Origin of the sequence: Tardiphaga sp. 839_C3_N1_4, assembly GCF_051811045.1 — a bacterium.
Classification (GTDB): domain Bacteria; phylum Pseudomonadota; class Alphaproteobacteria; order Rhizobiales; family Xanthobacteraceae; genus Tardiphaga.
On the sequence record NZ_JBPWQD010000001.1, the window covers coordinates 775434 to 792294 of the forward strand.

The following is a 16861-nucleotide window of genomic DNA, read 5'->3' on the forward strand; positions in this document are numbered from 1 at the left end:
CGCTTGGATTGCAGACTGAACTTCAATATGGCCCCCGCCGCCGGACGGCTCCCGGCAGCACTGAAACGCGGATGGAGGCGATTGGTTCCAGCCTGCTGCCAAATACTTCAGGTCTTGGGAGGCTTGCCCGCGAGATACTGTTCCAGCCAGTGGATGTGGTAGTCGCCCTCGATAATGTCGCTTTCCCGGGCCAGGGCCCGGAACAGCGGCAGGGTCGTCTCGACGCCGTCCACTACGATCTCGTCCAGGGCCCGGCGCAGCCGCATCAGGCATTCCGGCCGGTTCTTGCCGTGGACGATCAGCTTGCCCACCAGCGAGTCGTAATAGGGCGGGATCTTGTAGCCCTGATAGACCGCGGAATCGATGCGGACACCGAGGCCGCCGGGGGCGTGATACTGGGTGATCGTGCCGGGCGAGGGCCGGAAGGTCTCCGGGTTCTCGGCATTGATACGGCACTCGATAGAATGGCCGATGATGTTGACCTCTTCCTGGGTGCAAGGCAGGTCGCCGCCGGCAGCGATGCGGATCTGCTCGAGCACGAGATCGATGTCGGTGATCATCTCGGTGACGGGATGCTCGACCTGGATGCGGGTGTTCATTTCGATGAAATAGAACTCGCCGTCCTCGTAGAGGAATTCGATGGTGCCGACGCCGAGATACTGCATGTCCTGCATCGCCTTGGCGCAGATGCCGCCGATCCTGGCGCGCGCTTCCGGTGACAGGATCGGCGAGGGGCCTTCCTCCCAGACCTTCTGGTGCCGGCGCTGCAGCGAGCAGTCGCGTTCGCCGAGATGCAGCGCGCCGCCGCGGCCATCGCCCAGCACCTGGATTTCGATGTGGCGCGGCCTGGTCAGATACTTTTCGAGATAGACCGACGCGTCGCCGAACGCGGCCTTGGCCTCGTTCGAGGCAGTGGACAGCGCCATCAGCAGATCGGCTTCGGTCTGCGCGACCTTCATGCCGCGGCCGCCGCCGCCGGCCGCTGCCTTGACGAGGACCGGGAAGCCGATCTCGCGGGCGATGGCTATGGCATCGTCTTCGGGGCCGACGCCGCCGTCGGAGCCGGGCACCACGGGAATGCCAAGCCGCTTGGCGGTCTTCTTGGCTTCGATCTTGTCGCCCATCAGGCGGATGTGCTCGGCCTTGGGGCCAATGAACTTCAGATTATGGTCGGCGAGGATCTCGGCGAAGCGCGCATTCTCGGACAGGAAGCCGTAACCGGGATGCACCGCATCGGCGCCGGTGATCTCGCAGGCGGCGAGCAGCGACGGGATGTTGAGGTAGCTGTCTTTCGACGCCGGCGGGCCGATGCAGACGCTCTCGTCGGCGAGGCGCACATGCATGGCGTCGGCATCCGCAGTCGAATGCACGGCCACGGTCGCGATGCCGAGCTCCTTGCAGGCCCGCAGGATGCGCAATGCGATCTCGCCGCGGTTGGCGATCAGGATTTTCTCGAACATGGCGTTCCGAAGTCAGAGGACGTTGTGGTGTTACTCGATGATGACCAGCGCTTCACCGTATTCGACCGGCGAGCCGTCTTCGATCAGGATCTGCGTTACGGTACCGGCTCGCGGCGCCGGGATCTGGTTCATGGTCTTCATCGCCTCGATAATGACCAGAGTCTGTCCGGCAGCAACCTTGGTGCCGACTTCGATGAAGGCCGGCTTGCCGGGCTCCGGGGCACGGTAGACCGTGCCGACCATCGGCGAGGGCACAGCGCCGGGATGCTTGGTCATGTCGGCGGCGGCCGGTGCGGCAGCAGCTGCGGCGACAGGCGCGGGTGCAGCAGCCGGTGCGGGCGCATAAGCGGGCACAGCGGCAGCAACGCTGATATTCCGCGCGACGCGCACGCGCAGACCGGCGCGCTCGACCTCGATCTCCGTGAGGTTGGTTTCATCCAGCAGCAGCGCCAGTTCGCGGATCATGCCGCTATCGTTGCTGGCTTGCGGCGTGGCGGTCTGTGTGTCGTCAGGCTTGCGGGCCATGGGAAATCCAATGTCTGAAGTGAAAGACGAATAAAGAGCGAAGCGGGCGCGTCACGCGATGGCGTTGGCACCGATTTTTGCGGCAAGGCCGCTGATGGCAAGGCGATAGCCTTCGATGCCGAAGCCGCAGAGGCTGGCAAAGGCTGCCTTGGCGATGAAGGAATGGTGGCGGAAGCTTTCGCGGGTGTAGACGTTGCTGACATGCACTTCCACGGTGGGAATGCGCACGCCGACAATGGCGTCATGCAACGCGATCGAGGTGTGCGAGTAAGCGCCGCCATTGATCACGATGCCGGCCACGTGTTTCTCGCGGGCCTGATGGATATAGCCGATAAGCTCGCTCTCGCTATTGGACTGCCGGCAATCCGCGGTCAGGCCATATTGCGCGGCGGCGGCTGCGCAGAGCTTCTCGACATCAGCCAGAGTTGCATGCCCATAGGTGTCCGGCTCGCGGATTCCGAGCAGGTTGAGGTTGGGGCCGTTGAGCACGTAGATGGTGTTGGTCGTGGTATTGGCCATCGGACATCCCGGGCAATCGCAATGGGCGCGGGTGGGCGCCGTTCTGCCCGGGGTTATAGGTAACCAAACCGCGGAGGGGAAGCCTCTAGAGCCCCGGTTCCCCCAGCCAAATACCTCACCTAATTCATAAAAAGCCCGGTGGAACCTATGGAAAAAGCTTATTAACCAAGGTTAAAGCCGCTGGCGCCATTTCCGGCAATCTGCCGGCTCACGACAGGGGCGGAGCGTGCCGGATAGCAAACGGGCGGACCCTTTCGAGCCCGCCCGGGTGTTGCATCAGATGCGCCGCCTTAGGCATCGAGGACTGCGACGATCTCGAGTGTTCGCGGGTTCACGACGATGATCTCATCGCGCACCAGGAAGAACTCGTAGCCGCGCCAATCCGGATAGACGGTGATGATCTCAGCCGGAAGCGGGTGGAAGCGGACCTCGCGCGGCACACGGGTGCCGACCGAGATCGAGAAGTTCACATTGGTCACGGGCTGGATGTTCTGCTGTTTGATGACCGTGGTGACCTTGGTGCGCTGCTCGGTGGTAAGCTTGGCGCCTGCGCCGGCCTGACCGGTAGTGGTGGTCGACTTGGTCTCGGTCGATGTCGACTTCGTGTCTGCACCCGCCTTGGTATCGCCAGCCTTGGTATCGGCCTTCATGTCCTTGCCGGCTTTTCCGCCGTCATGGGTCGAATCGGTCGCACGCTTGTCGTCACGCTGCATCTTGTCGTCGGACTGCGTCGACTTCACCGCCGGCTTCTGCTCGGACTTGTTGGTGGTGTCGGTCGCTTCGTCCTTGTTGACGGGTGCGTTGCGTTCGGCCGGCGCAGCACGATCAGCAGCCGCGCCGCCTGCGGGCGCACTTGTTGCGCCGCTACGCGCAGCACCGCCCGCCGGTGCGTCACGGGTCATTCCGGCAGCGCCACCACCCGACGTTGCGGCTCCTGCGCCGCCGGGATTTTGCGCGCTAGCGAAACCCGAACCCGCAATCAGTGCAGCAGCGGCGACGCTCATCAATAAACGGTTGTTCATCTTGGTTCTCCTCGCGATGCATTGCCCGCCGTACAACGGCACTGATAGAGGGATGTTCCTGAGAAAGTATAGTTCCATTGCTTTTGTTATGAGCATAGGTCACGCCGCGTCAGGGCTTGATCTTCGTCTTGTAGACTTCATCGCCGTTGTCATCGATGACGACGACCTTCCGGTCACTGTCGCCTGCGATATCAACTGCGATTTGATGAGCAATATTCTTGGCCACATCCCTGGCTTGCGTGTCGTCGCTACAATCCAGACCTACGGGGTCCTCCAGTCGGAAACCATCGACAATCTCGAAATGATATTTTGGCATTGCTCGTTCTCCTCCTCCGTAAAGGGCAATCCACCACCGTTGGGGATGTTCCTAAGTCGGAAATGGAATGAAGAAGTCTCAGCCGGAACCAAATGGCAGCACGTATATTGCACCATCGAATAACGAAAATGGCGATGCCAGCCTTTGTGGAGATGATCATTCAGACGATCGCGAAAGCGGCGCCGATCGAGAATTCGGTCTCCGATTTCGTCGCCGAGGTACTGGAAAATACGGCAAACAAGCTGTCGCTGCTTTGAGCAGCGCCCGGATGACGGCGAGACGACAGTCGACGGCATCGCGTAACTATCGCTGTGATATTGATCGATTTCAAAGAGGCCGGCTGTTACGCAGCCGGCCTCTTTACTATGCGTTCGACATGGACAGGGCGGGCTCAACGACTAACATCAGGTCATGTCAGTCGGGATCTGCGGAGCTGTGCTTCGATGAGGAATTGGATTGGAGGAATCCTGGCGCTCGTAGTCCTGTCGGTAGCACCTGCTCTCGGATGGGAGCATTGGGGCGGCGACCGCGGCGGCTCGCGCTTCGCGCCACTGGATCAGATCACCCCCGACAATGTCGTCCGCCTGATAGAGGCTTGGCGCTTCCAGACCGGTGATCTCCTGCGTCGCACACCTGCGCAGATGGCGCACACCAAATTCGAAGCAACACCGCTCCTGGTTGAAGACAGTCTCGTCTTCTGTACGCCATTCAACGAGGTGATTGCGCTCGATCCTGCCAGCGGCCGGCAGAAGTGGCGTTTCGATGCGCGGGTCGCAGCGGATGTGCGTCCGGCCAATCGATGGGTGTGCCGCGGCGTCGCCTATTGGCGTGACGATCGCGCGGGAACCGGCGCGACCTGTCGCAGCCGCATCTTCATGGGCAGCAACGATGCCCGTGTCATTGCGCTGGATGCGGCAACGGGATTGCCCTGTGCTGACTTCGGCGCACAGGGCGAGGTCAAGCTCGATCCGGGAATGCCGCTCGATGGCCCCGGCGAATTCCAGATTACATCGCCGCCGGTGGTGGGCCGTGACGTCGTCGTGGTCGGTTCTTCATTGGCCGATAATCGGCGCGTCAACGCACCGAAGGGCACTGTCCGTGCGTTCGATACGCGCAGCGGCGCGCTGCGATGGTCGTGGGACCCGCTGATCCATGCGGGCATCGAGGCCGGTCACGCCAATGTCTGGGCGCCGATGTCGGCGGATGACGAACGCGGATTGCTGTTTCTGCCCACATCGTCGCCCAGTCCCGATTTCTGGGGCGGCAAGCGGCTCGGCAACAATGCGCACGCCAATTCGGTCGTTGCGCTGAAGATCGACACGGGCGAATTGGTCTGGTCGTTCCAGATTGTGCATCACGATGTTTGGGATTACGACGTGCCGGCGCAGCCGACGCTGGCCCGCATCGATCTTGCAAGCGGTTCGCGCGACGTCGTCATCCAGGCCACCAAGCAGGGCTTTCTGTTCGTGCTGGATCGCACCACCGGCGAGCCGATCTGGCCGGTGGAGGAGAGGGCCGTTCCGCAAGGCGGCGTCGCCGGCGAAGCGCTGTCGCCGACGCAGCCCTTTCCCACGCATCTTCCGATACTGCTGCCACAACGCGTGACGCCGGATGAGGCGTTCGGCGTGACATTCTGGGATCGCGGCAAGTGCCGGGATGAACTGGCCGGTGGACGCAACGAAGGCCTCTACACGCCACCCGCGACGGGCGCCGGGACGCTGCTGTTTCCGATGACCGGCGGCGGCGTCAATTGGGGCGGTGTTGCCTTCGATCCCGTCAGCCAGCTGCTCTATGCCAATACGAGCCGCGCTGTGCATCGGGTTACGCTGATCCCACGCGCCGAGGCGCAGAACTACAGGCCGCCGGCCGGTACCGATTTCGGCGCGCAGCGCGGTGCGCCCTTTGCCATGACGCGGGCGCTTGTAGCGTCGCCGCTCGGTATGCCCTGCAACAAGCCGCCCTGGGGCGCGATGGTCGCGGTGGACCTCAAGGCGGGCAAGGTGCTGTGGGAGTCGAAGGTCGGCACCACCGAGGACATCGCGCCACTGGGTCTCGCACTGGCCACCGGCACACCGCTGGTCAACGGCCTCCTGGCCACGCGCGGCGGCGTGATCTTCACCGGCGCGATGGATGCCTACCTGCGTGCGTATGATGCGAAGACCGGCGCTGAACTCTGGCAGGGAAGATTGCCGGTGCCGGGTGTCGCCAATCCCATGACTTACGCCATCGGTGGAGAGCAGTATGTGGTCATCGCCGCCGGTGGCCATTCCGAATCCGGCACCTCGATCGGCGACAGCGTCCTGGCGTTTCGTCTTGCGCGCGACGGAGAGGCGCCATCGCTGCGCTCGCTCTACATCGATCGTCCCGGTGGTCGGCTCCGCGCCGGCGCGATCGCGTTTGGCGCGGTGCTTGTCCTTCTCCTTGCCGGCGGTGTTACCTGGCGTGCAAGGAGTAAAGCGCTGATGTGACTTACACCCAGCGCTTGTCGGCGGTGAAATCGACCGTCAGCCAGTAACCCGGGCTGAGGCCGCCCATCGCCAGTGCGATCTCGGCACGGATGGCATCAAGTTCGGCGAACGTCTTGCTGATCTCGCCCGATGGCGCGACCAGCCCGATCTCGATGAATTGCTGGCGGCCGGAGCGCATCACATGTGAGCTGTAGTCGCTGAAGCCATGCTTATGCGCGATCGATTGGGCGAGTTCGCGAACCTCTTCGTCGAGGTCGCTCGGTGCGACCTGCAGGATGTCGCGCCCGGCGTTCCAGATCGTCGAGAGCGGAAACGGCAGCAGGCAGATCGCAACCACCAGCAGGATCAGCGGATCGACCAGCGGTGCATAGGCCGCTGCTGGAGTCTTCGCCATCACCGCTCCGAGCAGGAAGCTGATGCAGACCGCCAGACTGAGTACACCGCCCATCAGCCAGGCACGGGCATCGATGTCGAGCAGTTGCGAGCCGCGTTCGCCGGCCGAGCGGCGGATATAGATGCTCATGCCGAAGCTGATGGCGCCCGCCACCGCAGCGAAGATGGCGCCGGGGCCGAATTCGATGGCGCGCCCGCCGGTGATCAGTCCGTTAAGGCCGTCGATGAAGGCATAGGCGCAGGCGAAGCTGAGCACCGTGCCGTTGATCAGCGCAAGGATCGGTTCAAGGTGCCAGTAGCCATACTGGAAGCGGTCGTCTTCGCCTCTGCTGATCAGTCGTGCGGTCAGCAATGCAACGCCGGTCATGGCTGCGTCGATCAACGTGTAAAAACCGTCGAAGGCGATAGCACGCGAACTGATGGCGAGCCCGAAAGCGATGCTGGCAAATGAAATGAGAAGCGTGACGTAAATCGAGATTTTCAGGAGCCGCTGCTCCTGTTTGGTATCGGTCAACATTGGGAACTTAAGCGGGGTGCCCGCTGCATCCTTTTTTCCGGTGAGTATGAGTTATTTTATCACAGATGGCGTTCAGCCGCTTTGACCGCCACCGAAAGATAAATAAAAAACCGGCTGCAATGCAGCCGGTTTGTCATATTTCCGCGATGTTCGTCTTAAATCAGGCGGAGGTATCAATCGACCTCGCCGGTTTTGGTACTTACGAACAGATCGCTTTGCCGCAGCGCGCCTGATTGATCTTTTCCTTCAGCGCTTCCGCGCCGACGGCGCCGATCACGACCTGCTTGCCGATGACGTAGCTCGGCGTGCCGTTCATGCCCATGGATTCCGCGAGCTTGAAGTTCTCTTCGATGGTCGCGCGCACTTCCGGACTGGCCATGTCCTTCTCCAGTCTGGCGACGTCAAGACCTGCTTCCTTAGCCGCTGCCATCGCGCGGGCCTTATCGGCCTGGCCGCGGCCGCTCAGCAGCTTCTGGTGGAAGTCGAGATACTTCTTGCCGGTCGGATCCTGCATGCGCACGGCGACGGCAACCTGGGCGGCTTCAACCGAGCCGGGCCCGAGCACCGGGAATTCCTTCAGCACGACCTTGAGTTTCGGATCACTCTTCATGATGCCGACCATGTCATCCATGGCGCGCTTGCAGTAGCCGCAATTGTAATCGAAGAACTCGACGAAGGTGACGTCACCATCCTTGTTGCCGACGACGACGCCGCGTGGCGAGTTGAAGATGGTGTTTGCGTTCGCGGCGATTGCGGCCTGATGCTTCTCGGCTTCAGCCTGGGCCTGACGCTTGGTCAGTTCGGCAGAGACCTCTTCGAGGATCTCCGGATGGGTGATCAGGTAGTCCTTGATGATCTTCTGGATCTCGCCGCGCTGGGCGTCATTGAATGTCTGCGCCGATGCGACCGCGGGCGCGCCACACAGCGCAAGAGCCACGGCGGCGGAGGCGAGAAAACGGAACGAAGGCATGGGCAAATTATCCTTTGGAAAAGGCCGAGTCAGAAAGCCGCGTGTTATTCGGGAAGCTGCTTAGCATTTTGAGGGCGAAATACGCGTTATTTGTGAAGGCGGTCACGCGCAATTCATCATGGTGCCGCAGGTCTCAGAAGCCGGAATGGTGGTGATCCGGCCCGGTCATTGCAGTGAGGGCATGCGGTGCCGGCAATGGAGCGCTTCCGATCTCGTCATCGAAGATCGGTGCCAGCGGCGGTGCAGGCTCATAGAGCACGACCCGGTTCTTGCCGCTGTGTTTGGCCTGATACAGGGCGTGATCGGCGGCCGCCATCAGCCGTTCGGGGGAGGCGATGAGGTCGGAGGACCACTGCGCGACGCCGATGGAGGCGGATAGAGTTCTCACTTTGTGTCCGGCATTGCCAAATTGTCGCGGGCAGGCCGCCAGCACGCGCCGCGCGATCTCGCCGGCCTGCTGCAGGTCAGTGTCGGGCAGCACGATGCAGAACTCGTCACCGCCGCATCGGGCCAGCGTATCGCCGGGGCGCAACTGATCTTGCGCCGCTTGGGCGAATTGCCTCAGGCAGTCATCGCCGGCGCTGTGACCGAAGCCATCATTGACCGCCTTGAAGCCGTCGAGGTCGATCGCCAGCAGTGCGTATGGCCGTGCGGTCCGCCGCGCCATCGCACATTCCTCGTCCATCCGCTGCAACAGGCGGCGGCGATTGCCGGCGCCGGTCAGATCGTCGATCAGCGCCAGTTCGGCTGCGTCGCCACGCAGGCGGTCGATCGCCATCATCAGCAGTCCGTAATTCCATGTCATGGCGAGGAATGCCGCCACGAGCATGAAGCCGGCCTGTACCGCATCGACCGTCACCATGGTCGTCTCGCTGCCGCCCAGATGGAGCAGCGCGGCGATCGCGCGGCAGGCAAAAGCAACAAGCAGGAGAATCGAGAGGTAGCCGGCCATCCGTGCGCCGTGATTGCTGCGCCGATGATCACGCGACAGTAGCAGCGGTAGCGTCAGCGCCACGGGAATGCCCTGGCTCAGCGAGTAGACGACAACGCGCATCGCATATTCGTCGATGACCAGTCTGAAGAACATGAAGCCGGCCAGACTCGCGGAAATCACCAGAGCGGTGGCGATCCAGGATGTAGGCCTGTCGTAAAAGCGGCGGATGCCGACCTCTGACAGACAGAAAGCGAGAACTGTCATCTGCGCGGCGAACAGCAGGCCGATGGGATTGGGAAACAGCAGGCCGAGAGCAGAGCCGGCCGACGCGCTCAATGAGGCGGCGCTCCAGTAGCGGGCCGGGACGAAGTTCGGATAGCAGCGTGCGACATAGGCCCAGACGAGACCTGACGACAGGAAGTTGGCGAGCGTGAACCAGAAGATGGTCATTGTGCTCATTGCCGTCGGTCCCACGTGCGTGTGACGCCGCTGTGTGCGGTTTCGTGATCCGATGGCTGCATTGGTCTCCCCGCCGGACGCGATGAGCGCATCCATTTTCACTAAATGCAGCGAGTTCCGTTAACGGAACCTGACCGCTGCCGGCGAGAAGCTTAGGGTGGTTGTAAAAGGATGAAGATCATAGCGGCGTGCACGGCAGGGCTCGGTGAGGCCGCGCGTCGGTTTGCTGGCGGGCAACCTTTGCCATCGGCCCGTGTCAGCCCGCCCTTGGACGATCTGATATACCCTCCCGTCGGCTGTGCCGGTGGGAGGGACCATGAACGCCAGGCTTGAACGGAAACTAAGGGTCCTCACGACGATTATAGCCGCTGGCGGCGCCGCCGGCGTGGCGTTCAGTGCCACTCACGATCTGCCCATTCTGCCCGGGCTCGTCATCGGATTGGTGATCAGCACGGTTTTGGGCGGCTTCGAAATCATGGTGGCCGATGGTCCGATCCGGATCTGGTTGAGCGGTCGCTCGTTCACCGCCAACCTCCTGATCAAGAGCGCGTTCTACGCCGTCGTGATTTTGGCCGTGCAATGGTTTCGGCTTGCGGATGTGCTGATCGGGCGGACGCTCGAGATCGCGGAGGATACGTTCTGGTCGAGCCTGGTCTATTCGGTCGTCGTCTCCATCGTCGTCAATCTCGCTTTGGCAATCACCAATCTCGTCGGCGGACGCGCGTTGTTGAACTTCTTCACCGGGCGCTATCACACGCCGGTCGAGGAAGAGCGTTTCGTCCTGTTCGTGGATATTGCGGGCTCAACCAGCCTGGCCGAGCAACTCGGTGGCGTCGGTATCCACCGTTTCCTCGATCGGACCTTTCGCCTGCTATCGCTTCCGGTCGTCGACCATCGTGGCGAGGTGCTCGCCTATGTCGGCGACGAGATGATCGTGACCTGGACGAAGCGGGACGGTGCGATCGATTGCCGTCCGTTGCGCTGCTTCCTGGTCATGCGTGACGAACTGGCGCGCAAAGCGAGGCAGTTTGAGCGCGAGTTTGGCACAGCGCCCCGCATTCGCGGCAGCCTGCATTTCGGGCCGGTGATCATCGGCGAAATCGGCGACGTCAAACGTGCGATCGTCTTCAATGGCGACGTCATGAACACCGCCTCGCGGCTGGAAGAGCTCAGTCGTGGTGTAGAGGGCGGTTTTGTCGCATCGAAGGCGGCGATGGATTGCTTTGCCTCGGCACCGCCCTTCACGGTCAGTGCACTCGGTCATCTTCCCATTCGTGGACGTGTGGACGGAATTGTCGCATTCGGTTTGCAGCCGCCGCACGAAACACAATGAAATAAACGCGCAAACAAATGGCAAATCAGTCGTGCAAGAGTTTTCGGACATGGAAACCCGCATGGCCCAGTTTTCAAGATTCACTTTGATCGTTGCAGAGCTCGCGTGATGCCTCGCGCGACGCTTCCCATTATTTGCACGGCGCTGCTGCTGTCGGCCTGTGCGTCGCTGCCGCGCGCTCCGCTGATCGCAAGCGCGCGAGCGACGACCCCGCAGATTCCGTTGGCCAGGATATCGCCCGACGAAGGCTATCGCATCTTTGCGGGATCGCGGCGCGGTGCTGCACCGCTCACCATTCTTGCCTTGTCCGGCGGCGGCGCTGACGGTTCCTATGGCGCAGGATTTCTGAAAGGCTGGTCCGACTCCGGGCTGCGCCCCGATTTCGATATCGTCACCGGCTCCAGCGTTGGCGCCCTTATTGCGCCATTCGCGTTTCTTGGCCCGGGCTATGACGGCCGTCTTGAAGCGATCTTCACCAGCGGCGCCACCGAAAATCTGATGCGTATCGCGGGGATCAACGCCGTTGTTGGATCGGGCGTCTTCAAGGCGGGGCCGATGAAAGACCTTATCTCGAAATATGCCGATGATCGGATCATCGATGCGGTCGGCGCGCGGTATCGTAGGGGCAAGATGCTCATCGTGGCCACCACGAACCTCGACACCCAAGGGACGACGCTCTGGAATATGGGGGAGATCGCAAGCAACGATAGTCCTGGTCGCTATGAGCTATTCCGGAATGTTCTCGCTGCGTCGGCCGCTATCCCCGGGATTTTCCCGCCGGCCCTGATCGCCGTCGAGGCCGGCGGAAACATGTATTCCGAGATGCATGTCGATGGCGGCGTGACGTCGAATATTCTGGCTGTGCCGGAAAGCGTATTGACGGCCCATGCTGGATCGCTGGCTACGAAGTCTCGGGTCTTCGTGATCGTTAACGGCAAGCTGTCGCCCGACGCCTCCTATACGTCGGATCTGACGCTTCCGATCGTGGCGCGCTCGTTTCAGACCTCGGTGAAGGCCAATACGCGCAATGCGATGATCGCGACATACGATTTCTGCAAACGCAACAACTGGGATTTCAAAGCAACGGCCATCGACGCGGGCAAGCTCACCATGAGCGATCCAACCAATTTCGATACTGATTATATGAAAGAGCTCTACGCCTACGGTCGTGCCAAGGGCGGTTCGGCCAGTGGATTTCAATCCAACCTGGAAGGGTTGAGGGGGCAGGGTAGCTAGATGTGTCGCATCGCTCCAACAGCGTCTTTGGAACGGTCCCGAATACGGATATCCGTTCGGCGCCTCTGGTCTCGTACAAAAGACATCGCGTTCCTGAGCGTGGAGGTTGCGTATTATCCGTTGCTCGTCTTTGGGATCGCGATGATCTTGTGGTCCGGCTGAACAGGGGCTGCTTGCCAAGGATTGTTCTCCCGCGATCGTCTGCAGCGGCGACCGTGTGGTCGCATGGCGAGCGCGTCGTTCAGGCTGCGACCGATGATACGTTCGCGATATCGATCTCAATGGAAAGCGTCTGCCTTAACCCGTGAGGTTGCCGGTTCTCGATCTCGAGCGTGCCTCCCTGTCGTTCGACAATTTCCTTGGCGATGGCCAGGCCGAGCCCGGCGCCGGGGATTGACTGGCGGCGGGCCGGATCGGCGCGAAAGAACGGTTCGAAGGCACTTGCCAGGAATTGTTCGGGAATGCCGGGACCGTTGTCGTCGATCAGGACGACAGCGCGGCGATCGTGAACGCGCAGGCTTACGATGGCGCCGCCGCCATGGGTCGCAGCATTGATGATGAGATTGCGTAGGGCGCGCTTGAGTGCGAGCGGTGAGATCTTGACGCTGCTGTGATCGAGTCCGGCAATTGTCACCCGCATCTTGATCAGGGTGAGTTCGGCACAAACGTCCCCGACGAGCTCGTCGAGTCTGACGTGTTCGGTGCCTTTTCCGACGGTCTCTTCCCGAACGAGCTGGATGGCGCTGTCGGCAATGTGATCCATTTCATCGAGGTCATGCAGCCACTCCTCACGCTCTCGTTCGTTGAGAAATTCGGCGCGCAGACGCATGCGTGTCATGGGTGTCCGCAAATCGTGCCCTGCGGCAGCCACAAGTCTGATCTTGCTGTCCATCGCTTTTTTCAGACTTGCGCCCATCATGTTCAGTGCCTGAGCGGTTGCCTTGATTTCGATAGACCCTTCTTCTTTGAGCACGGGCAGCACGCCGTCCTTGCCAACGGACATCGCCATGCTCTGCAGCAATTTAAGCTGGTTCGTCGTCTGATGGGCGACCGTAAGAGCAACCCCGATGACGCCAACCGTGATCAGTACCATCCAGCCGGCGAGGCCCCACCACACTTCAGGAGGCGGCGCGTGCTCGCGTATGGGCCAGCTCAGCCAGCCGGGGCCCATCTTGATGGACGCCCATCGTTGGCCATCCGGCGTTTGCTTGACGAAAATGTCGAAATTGGCTTGCGATTTTTGAAATGCTTCCTGCAGAAGCTTGGTCGGCGCTTCCAGAAGCTTTCCCTCGATGGGCGCCGGCTGAAGATGAAAGACTGCATCGTTTCCGCGAAAGGTGATGCTGTTGGAAAATGCAGCGACGCGAGACGTCAATCCGTCACGAAAATCCTTTTCGACCAGCCCGAGTATCATTTGCGACATCACGGCGCTGGCTAGGATCACCACACAAAGGACCGAGCCCACGAGCATCAAGGAAAATCGAATGCGTATGGAGTTCATGTGTCTGCGCCAATGGTTTCAACGCGTGCCGAGAAAATGTAGCCGCCGTTACGCACGGTTTTGATCAACTGGAAATCATCATTGTCGCCAAGCTTCTTGCGCAACCGGCTCATCAACACGTCGATCGAGCGATCGAACACGTCGTCGGAACTGCGGTTCGTCAGTTCGATCAGTTGATCCCGGGAGAGCAGGCGGCCCGGTCGTCTGACCAGCACGAGCAACAGTTCGAATTCAGCTGTCGTGAGATCGAACGGCTGCCCGTTTTCGTCCAGCAACTGCCGTGCGCCGGGATGGAGTTTAAATCTGCCGAAGTGATGTTCGAGCACCTGGGAGAGCTGGATGTCCTGCGTCACCTTGCGACGAAGCACCGCGCGGATGCGGGCGAGCAATTCGCGCGGATTGAACGGCTTGCCGAGATAGTCGTCCGCGCCGATTTCGAGGCCGATGATCCGGTCGACGTCCTCCTTCAGCGCCGTCAACAGGATGACGGGTATCTCGGAGCCCTCCCGCCGAAGATCGCGGCAGATATCGAGCCCCGACCCATCGGGGAGCAGGACATCGAGAACGATCAGGCTGACCTCGTTGGTCTGCAGCGCTTCCTTCATCGTTCGCTGGTCGGAGGCGATGGATACGCGGTAGCCTTGTTCGGTCAGATAGCGTCCCAGCAGTTTTCGTATTGCAAGATCGTCATCGACGATGAGGATGTGAGACATGGTCTGCATTGGGCGGCATCCGGCTCCAGGCGGTTGTTCGTTCAACGTGACTGCTAATGTCGTAGCATAGCTGTCTTGGGCGGAGGGACGGTAATCACTGTCATGCATGTCCGGTCATTCCGTCACCGGCATCGCGTCGTCGTTCCACTCTGGAGGTGCTCCCATTTTCCCGCCGATGAAGGCGGAAACGCCGGTGCGCCCGAAAGCATCACAGGCGGCGTATTTGGGCTTGCCCCCAAAGGCCGAATTCACGCGCTGCATACTGGGCGTCGACAGCTTCTTGTCGAACGGATTTTCACCGGTAATGAGGAGCTTGCTGAAATCTGCGCCGAACTCGCCCGCCAGATCGTAGGCATCGCCGGATGCCGCAACGCGCGGCGTGCTCGTCAACATGTCAGCATCGCGGGCCCAGACGAATGCCGCTTTCTGCTGGCCTCGTACGTCGCGAGCTTCCGCTTCGACCGACAGGCCGCCCATGCCGTACGGGATCCGGGGGACGACGATAGGAAAGCCTGCACTGATGAACATCGGTGCGGCGGAGGCAACCTTAGCGGCTCCAGCGACATTCGGATCGGTGACGGTCACACGCGTCACGGTAACATGCACCGTTAGGTCGGCGGGTTGCCCGGATGGGACCACGTTGAAGCGGTCGCTCAGTCCGATACAGACGGAACGGTCGACAGCATTCGCGATGACGCGACGTTGCTTGTCGGTGAGGGCGGCTCGAGATGCGGCATGAGAGAACGACGTGGGTATGATGCTGACGCTCCTGGCCGCCAGGACCCCGGCCTTGTCGACGCGCATCTTGGATTTGGTAGTGATGCCGTCGGCGGGCGCGAGGTCGTTATACGAGGCGAGAGACCCTGATGTCTCCAGTTGGGCCGTGGCGCATCCAGCGACAGTTGCTGTCAGAGCGTGCAGGCATATCAGTTTCAACACGTGGTTGATGGCGTTCGCGCGCATAGAGATGTCCCCCAATAGTCACGGACACTGCGTACGGAGACAAATTGTCAGCCACATTGCGAAAGATTACGGATCAGCCGCCATTTGTTGCAGAACATTGCAGAGGGAGGCGCGCTAGTTCTTGCCCGGCATTTTTGCAGCGATGATGTCATCGGCCTTCACCCAGCCGGGCGTACCCACGGCAAACCGCGCCTTGGCGCGCGACGCAAGGTCACGGGCGGTCTTGTTGTCGCCGCGCAGGAAGGCGGCCTGGGCCGAGGCCAGGTCGGCCTCTGCGAGTTCGCCCTTGCGGCCATAGGCCATGGCGAGCTGCATATAACCGGCGGGTGCTTCGCTCTCGCGCGCCACAGCAGTGCGCAGGATGCGGATAGCTTCGTCGGTATAGGCCTTGTTGTCGGAGGCGACGAGCGCCTGGCCGAGCATCATCTCGATCAGTGGCGCGTTGTTGGAGAGCTGCACCGCGCGGCGCAGCGGCGCGATGGCCTCATTGGGCTTGCCGCCTTCCAGCAGTGCCTGGCCCCGCAGCTCGTAGAAATACGGATTGTTCGGCTGCGCCTTGATCAGCGCATCGATCTGCTCGACGGCTACGCGCAGATCGCCATGGCGATAGGTGGCGATGGCGCGGGCATATTGCGCGGGCAGACTGGTGTCGGATGGCGGATAGCGCCGCAGCACCGTGTCTCGCTGCTCCATGAAGCCGGCGGTCTTGGCGCGCATCAGCTCGTGGCGCAACATCAGGGTGGGATCGTCCTTCTTGTCCCAATAGGGACTCGACTTCGCAAGCTCCTCAAGGGCGGCAACGCGCTCTTGGGGCATCGGATGCGACATCATATACGGGTCGCTTCCGCGCGCTGCGAACAGGCTGTCGGTGCCGAAGCGCTGGAACGTCTCGTACATGCCTTTGGACGACTGGCCGGTCTGGTTCAGGAATTTGACACCGGCGCGGTCGGCATTTTCTTCCTGCTGCCGCTGATAGGACAGCATCGTATTCATCATCATCGCTTGCGGCGCGGCGACCGCTGCAGCACCAATATTGCCGGCAGCACCATTGGAGTTGCCGCCGCGCGCTCCGGCCGCCATGGCGCCGACGCCGAGCAGCATCGCCACGATCATCTGGGTTTGTGCCTGCGCCATGCGCTCGCGCAGCTTTGACAGATGGCCGCCGGCGAGATGGCCGGTCTCGTGGGCGAGCACGCCGATCAGCTGGTTCGGCGTCTGTGACTGCATCAGCGCGCCGTGATTGACGAAGATGCGGCGACCGTCAGCCACAAAGGCATTGAAGCTGGCATTGTTGATGATGACGACCTGGATGTTTTGCTTTTCGAGGCCCGCGGCACGCAGGATCGGGCGCGTATAGTCACGCAGCAGCTGTTCGATCTCGGCGTCGCGCAGCAGGCGCGGGGCACCGCCTTGCTGCGCATGGGCCGCCATTGGCGTCAGCGTCAATGCCGCCGCGGTCAGCAGCGTGGTCAGCTTCGAGAACAATCGATATGCAGCCCTTCTAGGCTGCAGCTGCAGGTCTTTCATCATTG

16 protein-coding genes are annotated in these 16861 nt (G+C 61.5%); 4 read left to right on the forward strand and 12 right to left on the reverse strand.

Annotated elements, in window-relative coordinates:
- Nucleotides 1-107: 107 nt before the first annotated feature.
- From accC to AB8A38_RS04060, 5 genes are all read right to left on the reverse strand, one after another.
- The gene (gene accC / locus AB8A38_RS04040) at nt 108-1460 is read right to left on the reverse strand and encodes an acetyl-CoA carboxylase biotin carboxylase subunit (protein WP_184516990.1); all 1353 of its coding nucleotides are present in this window, start codon (nt 1458-1460) and stop codon (nt 108-110) included.
- A 30-nt stretch (nt 1461-1490) separates the two neighbouring features.
- On the reverse strand, nt 1491-1985 hold the full coding sequence (gene accB / locus AB8A38_RS04045; protein WP_315842361.1) for an acetyl-CoA carboxylase biotin carboxyl carrier protein: 495 nt from the start codon (nt 1983-1985) through the stop codon (nt 1491-1493).
- Between the two features lie 51 nt (nt 1986-2036).
- Nucleotides 2037-2504: a type II 3-dehydroquinate dehydratase gene (aroQ, locus tag AB8A38_RS04050; protein WP_315842360.1), complete on the reverse strand. Its 468-nt coding sequence runs from the start codon at nt 2502-2504 to the stop codon at nt 2037-2039.
- A 290-nt stretch (nt 2505-2794) separates the two neighbouring features.
- Nucleotides 2795-3526, reverse strand: coding sequence for a DUF1236 domain-containing protein (locus AB8A38_RS04055; RefSeq protein WP_315842359.1), 732 nt, complete (start codon nt 3524-3526; stop codon nt 2795-2797).
- 109 nt (nt 3527-3635) lie between these two features.
- Nucleotides 3636-3842 (reverse strand): DUF6894 family protein, encoded by a 207-nt coding sequence (locus AB8A38_RS04060; RefSeq protein WP_315842358.1) that lies wholly within the window; start codon nt 3840-3842, stop codon nt 3636-3638.
- A 128-nt stretch (nt 3843-3970) separates the two neighbouring features.
- On the opposite strand from AB8A38_RS04060, the gene AB8A38_RS04065 reads away from it, so the two are divergent.
- Nucleotides 3971-4099: a hypothetical protein gene (locus AB8A38_RS04065; protein ID WP_315842357.1), complete on the forward strand. Its 129-nt coding sequence runs from the start codon at nt 3971-3973 to the stop codon at nt 4097-4099.
- Nucleotides 4100-4285: 186 nt separating this feature from the next.
- Nucleotides 4286-6310, forward strand: coding sequence for a pyrroloquinoline quinone-dependent dehydrogenase (locus AB8A38_RS04070; RefSeq protein ID WP_439085063.1), 2025 nt, complete (start codon nt 4286-4288; stop codon nt 6308-6310).
- 1 nt (nt 6311) lies between these two features.
- Here AB8A38_RS04070 and AB8A38_RS04075 read toward each other — a convergent pair whose 3' ends face one another.
- The 3 genes from AB8A38_RS04075 to AB8A38_RS04085 form a co-directional block, all read right to left on the reverse strand.
- Nucleotides 6312-7220 (reverse strand): cation diffusion facilitator family transporter, encoded by a 909-nt coding sequence (locus AB8A38_RS04075; RefSeq protein WP_439085064.1) that lies wholly within the window; start codon nt 7218-7220, stop codon nt 6312-6314.
- A 199-nt stretch (nt 7221-7419) separates the two neighbouring features.
- On the reverse strand, nt 7420-8190 hold the full coding sequence (locus AB8A38_RS04080; protein WP_439085065.1) for a DsbA family protein: 771 nt from the start codon (nt 8188-8190) through the stop codon (nt 7420-7422).
- A gap of 133 nt (nt 8191-8323) precedes the next feature.
- On the reverse strand, nt 8324-9583 hold the full coding sequence (locus tag AB8A38_RS04085) for a GGDEF domain-containing protein (RefSeq protein ID WP_439085066.1): 1260 nt from the start codon (nt 9581-9583) through the stop codon (nt 8324-8326).
- A gap of 316 nt (nt 9584-9899) precedes the next feature.
- Here AB8A38_RS04085 and AB8A38_RS04090 point away from each other — a divergent pair, with 316 nt between their 5' ends.
- Entirely contained in the window at nt 9900-10916 is a 1017-nt protein-coding gene (locus AB8A38_RS04090) for an adenylate/guanylate cyclase domain-containing protein (protein WP_439085067.1), read from the forward strand.
- A gap of 108 nt (nt 10917-11024) precedes the next feature.
- Entirely contained in the window at nt 11025-12152 is a 1128-nt protein-coding gene (locus tag AB8A38_RS04095) for a patatin-like phospholipase family protein (protein WP_439085068.1), read from the forward strand.
- 241 nt (nt 12153-12393) lie between these two features.
- On the opposite strand, the gene AB8A38_RS04100 is transcribed toward AB8A38_RS04095, so the two are convergent.
- From AB8A38_RS04100 to AB8A38_RS04115, 4 genes are all read right to left on the reverse strand, one after another.
- Nucleotides 12394-13653 (reverse strand): ATP-binding protein, encoded by a 1260-nt coding sequence (locus AB8A38_RS04100; RefSeq protein WP_120289370.1) that lies wholly within the window; start codon nt 13651-13653, stop codon nt 12394-12396.
- Nucleotides 13650-14375: a response regulator gene (locus tag AB8A38_RS04105; RefSeq protein WP_089264118.1), complete on the reverse strand. Its 726-nt coding sequence runs from the start codon at nt 14373-14375 to the stop codon at nt 13650-13652. Before AB8A38_RS04105 ends, AB8A38_RS04100 begins: the two co-directional genes overlap by 4 nt.
- Before the next feature lie 105 nt (nt 14376-14480).
- Entirely contained in the window at nt 14481-15329 is an 849-nt protein-coding gene (locus tag AB8A38_RS04110; protein ID WP_439085069.1) for a DUF3313 family protein, read from the reverse strand.
- A gap of 114 nt (nt 15330-15443) precedes the next feature.
- The gene (locus tag AB8A38_RS04115; protein WP_439085070.1) at nt 15444-16859 is read right to left on the reverse strand and encodes a M48 family metalloprotease; all 1416 of its coding nucleotides are present in this window, start codon (nt 16857-16859) and stop codon (nt 15444-15446) included.
- Nucleotides 16860-16861: the final 2 nt, after the last annotated feature.

What these genes read in the sequence shown, in the direction of transcription:
- accC (WP_184516990.1), bottom strand. Translation starts at nt 1,460, where the DNA reads ATGTTCGAGAAAATCCTGATCGCCAACCGCGGCGAGATCGCATTGCGC.
- accB (WP_315842361.1), bottom strand. Translation starts at nt 1,985, where the DNA reads ATGGCCCGCAAGCCTGACGACACACAGACCGCCACGCCGCAAGCCAGC.
- aroQ (WP_315842360.1), bottom strand. Translation starts at nt 2,504, where the DNA reads ATGGCCAATACCACGACCAACACCATCTACGTGCTCAACGGCCCCAAC.
- AB8A38_RS04055 (WP_315842359.1), bottom strand. Translation starts at nt 3,526, where the DNA reads ATGAACAACCGTTTATTGATGAGCGTCGCCGCTGCTGCACTGATTGCG.
- AB8A38_RS04060 (WP_315842358.1), bottom strand. Translation starts at nt 3,842, where the DNA reads ATGCCAAAATATCATTTCGAGATTGTCGATGGTTTCCGACTGGAGGAC.
- AB8A38_RS04065 (WP_315842357.1), top strand. Translation starts at nt 3,971, where the DNA reads ATGGCGATGCCAGCCTTTGTGGAGATGATCATTCAGACGATCGCGAAA.
- AB8A38_RS04070 (WP_439085063.1), top strand. Translation starts at nt 4,286, where the DNA reads ATGAGGAATTGGATTGGAGGAATCCTGGCGCTCGTAGTCCTGTCGGTA.
- AB8A38_RS04075 (WP_439085064.1), bottom strand. Translation starts at nt 7,220, where the DNA reads ATGTTGACCGATACCAAACAGGAGCAGCGGCTCCTGAAAATCTCGATT.
- AB8A38_RS04080 (WP_439085065.1), bottom strand. Translation starts at nt 8,190, where the DNA reads ATGCCTTCGTTCCGTTTTCTCGCCTCCGCCGCCGTGGCTCTTGCGCTG.
- AB8A38_RS04085 (WP_439085066.1), bottom strand. Translation starts at nt 9,583, where the DNA reads ATGAGCACAATGACCATCTTCTGGTTCACGCTCGCCAACTTCCTGTCG.
- AB8A38_RS04090 (WP_439085067.1), top strand. Translation starts at nt 9,900, where the DNA reads ATGAACGCCAGGCTTGAACGGAAACTAAGGGTCCTCACGACGATTATA.
- AB8A38_RS04095 (WP_439085068.1), top strand. Translation starts at nt 11,025, where the DNA reads ATGCCTCGCGCGACGCTTCCCATTATTTGCACGGCGCTGCTGCTGTCG.
- AB8A38_RS04100 (WP_120289370.1), bottom strand. Translation starts at nt 13,653, where the DNA reads ATGAACTCCATACGCATTCGATTTTCCTTGATGCTCGTGGGCTCGGTC.
- AB8A38_RS04105 (WP_089264118.1), bottom strand. Translation starts at nt 14,375, where the DNA reads ATGCAGACCATGTCTCACATCCTCATCGTCGATGACGATCTTGCAATA.
- AB8A38_RS04110 (WP_439085069.1), bottom strand. Translation starts at nt 15,329, where the DNA reads ATGCGCGCGAACGCCATCAACCACGTGTTGAAACTGATATGCCTGCAC.
- AB8A38_RS04115 (WP_439085070.1), bottom strand. Translation starts at nt 16,859, where the DNA reads ATGATGAAAGACCTGCAGCTGCAGCCTAGAAGGGCTGCATATCGATTG.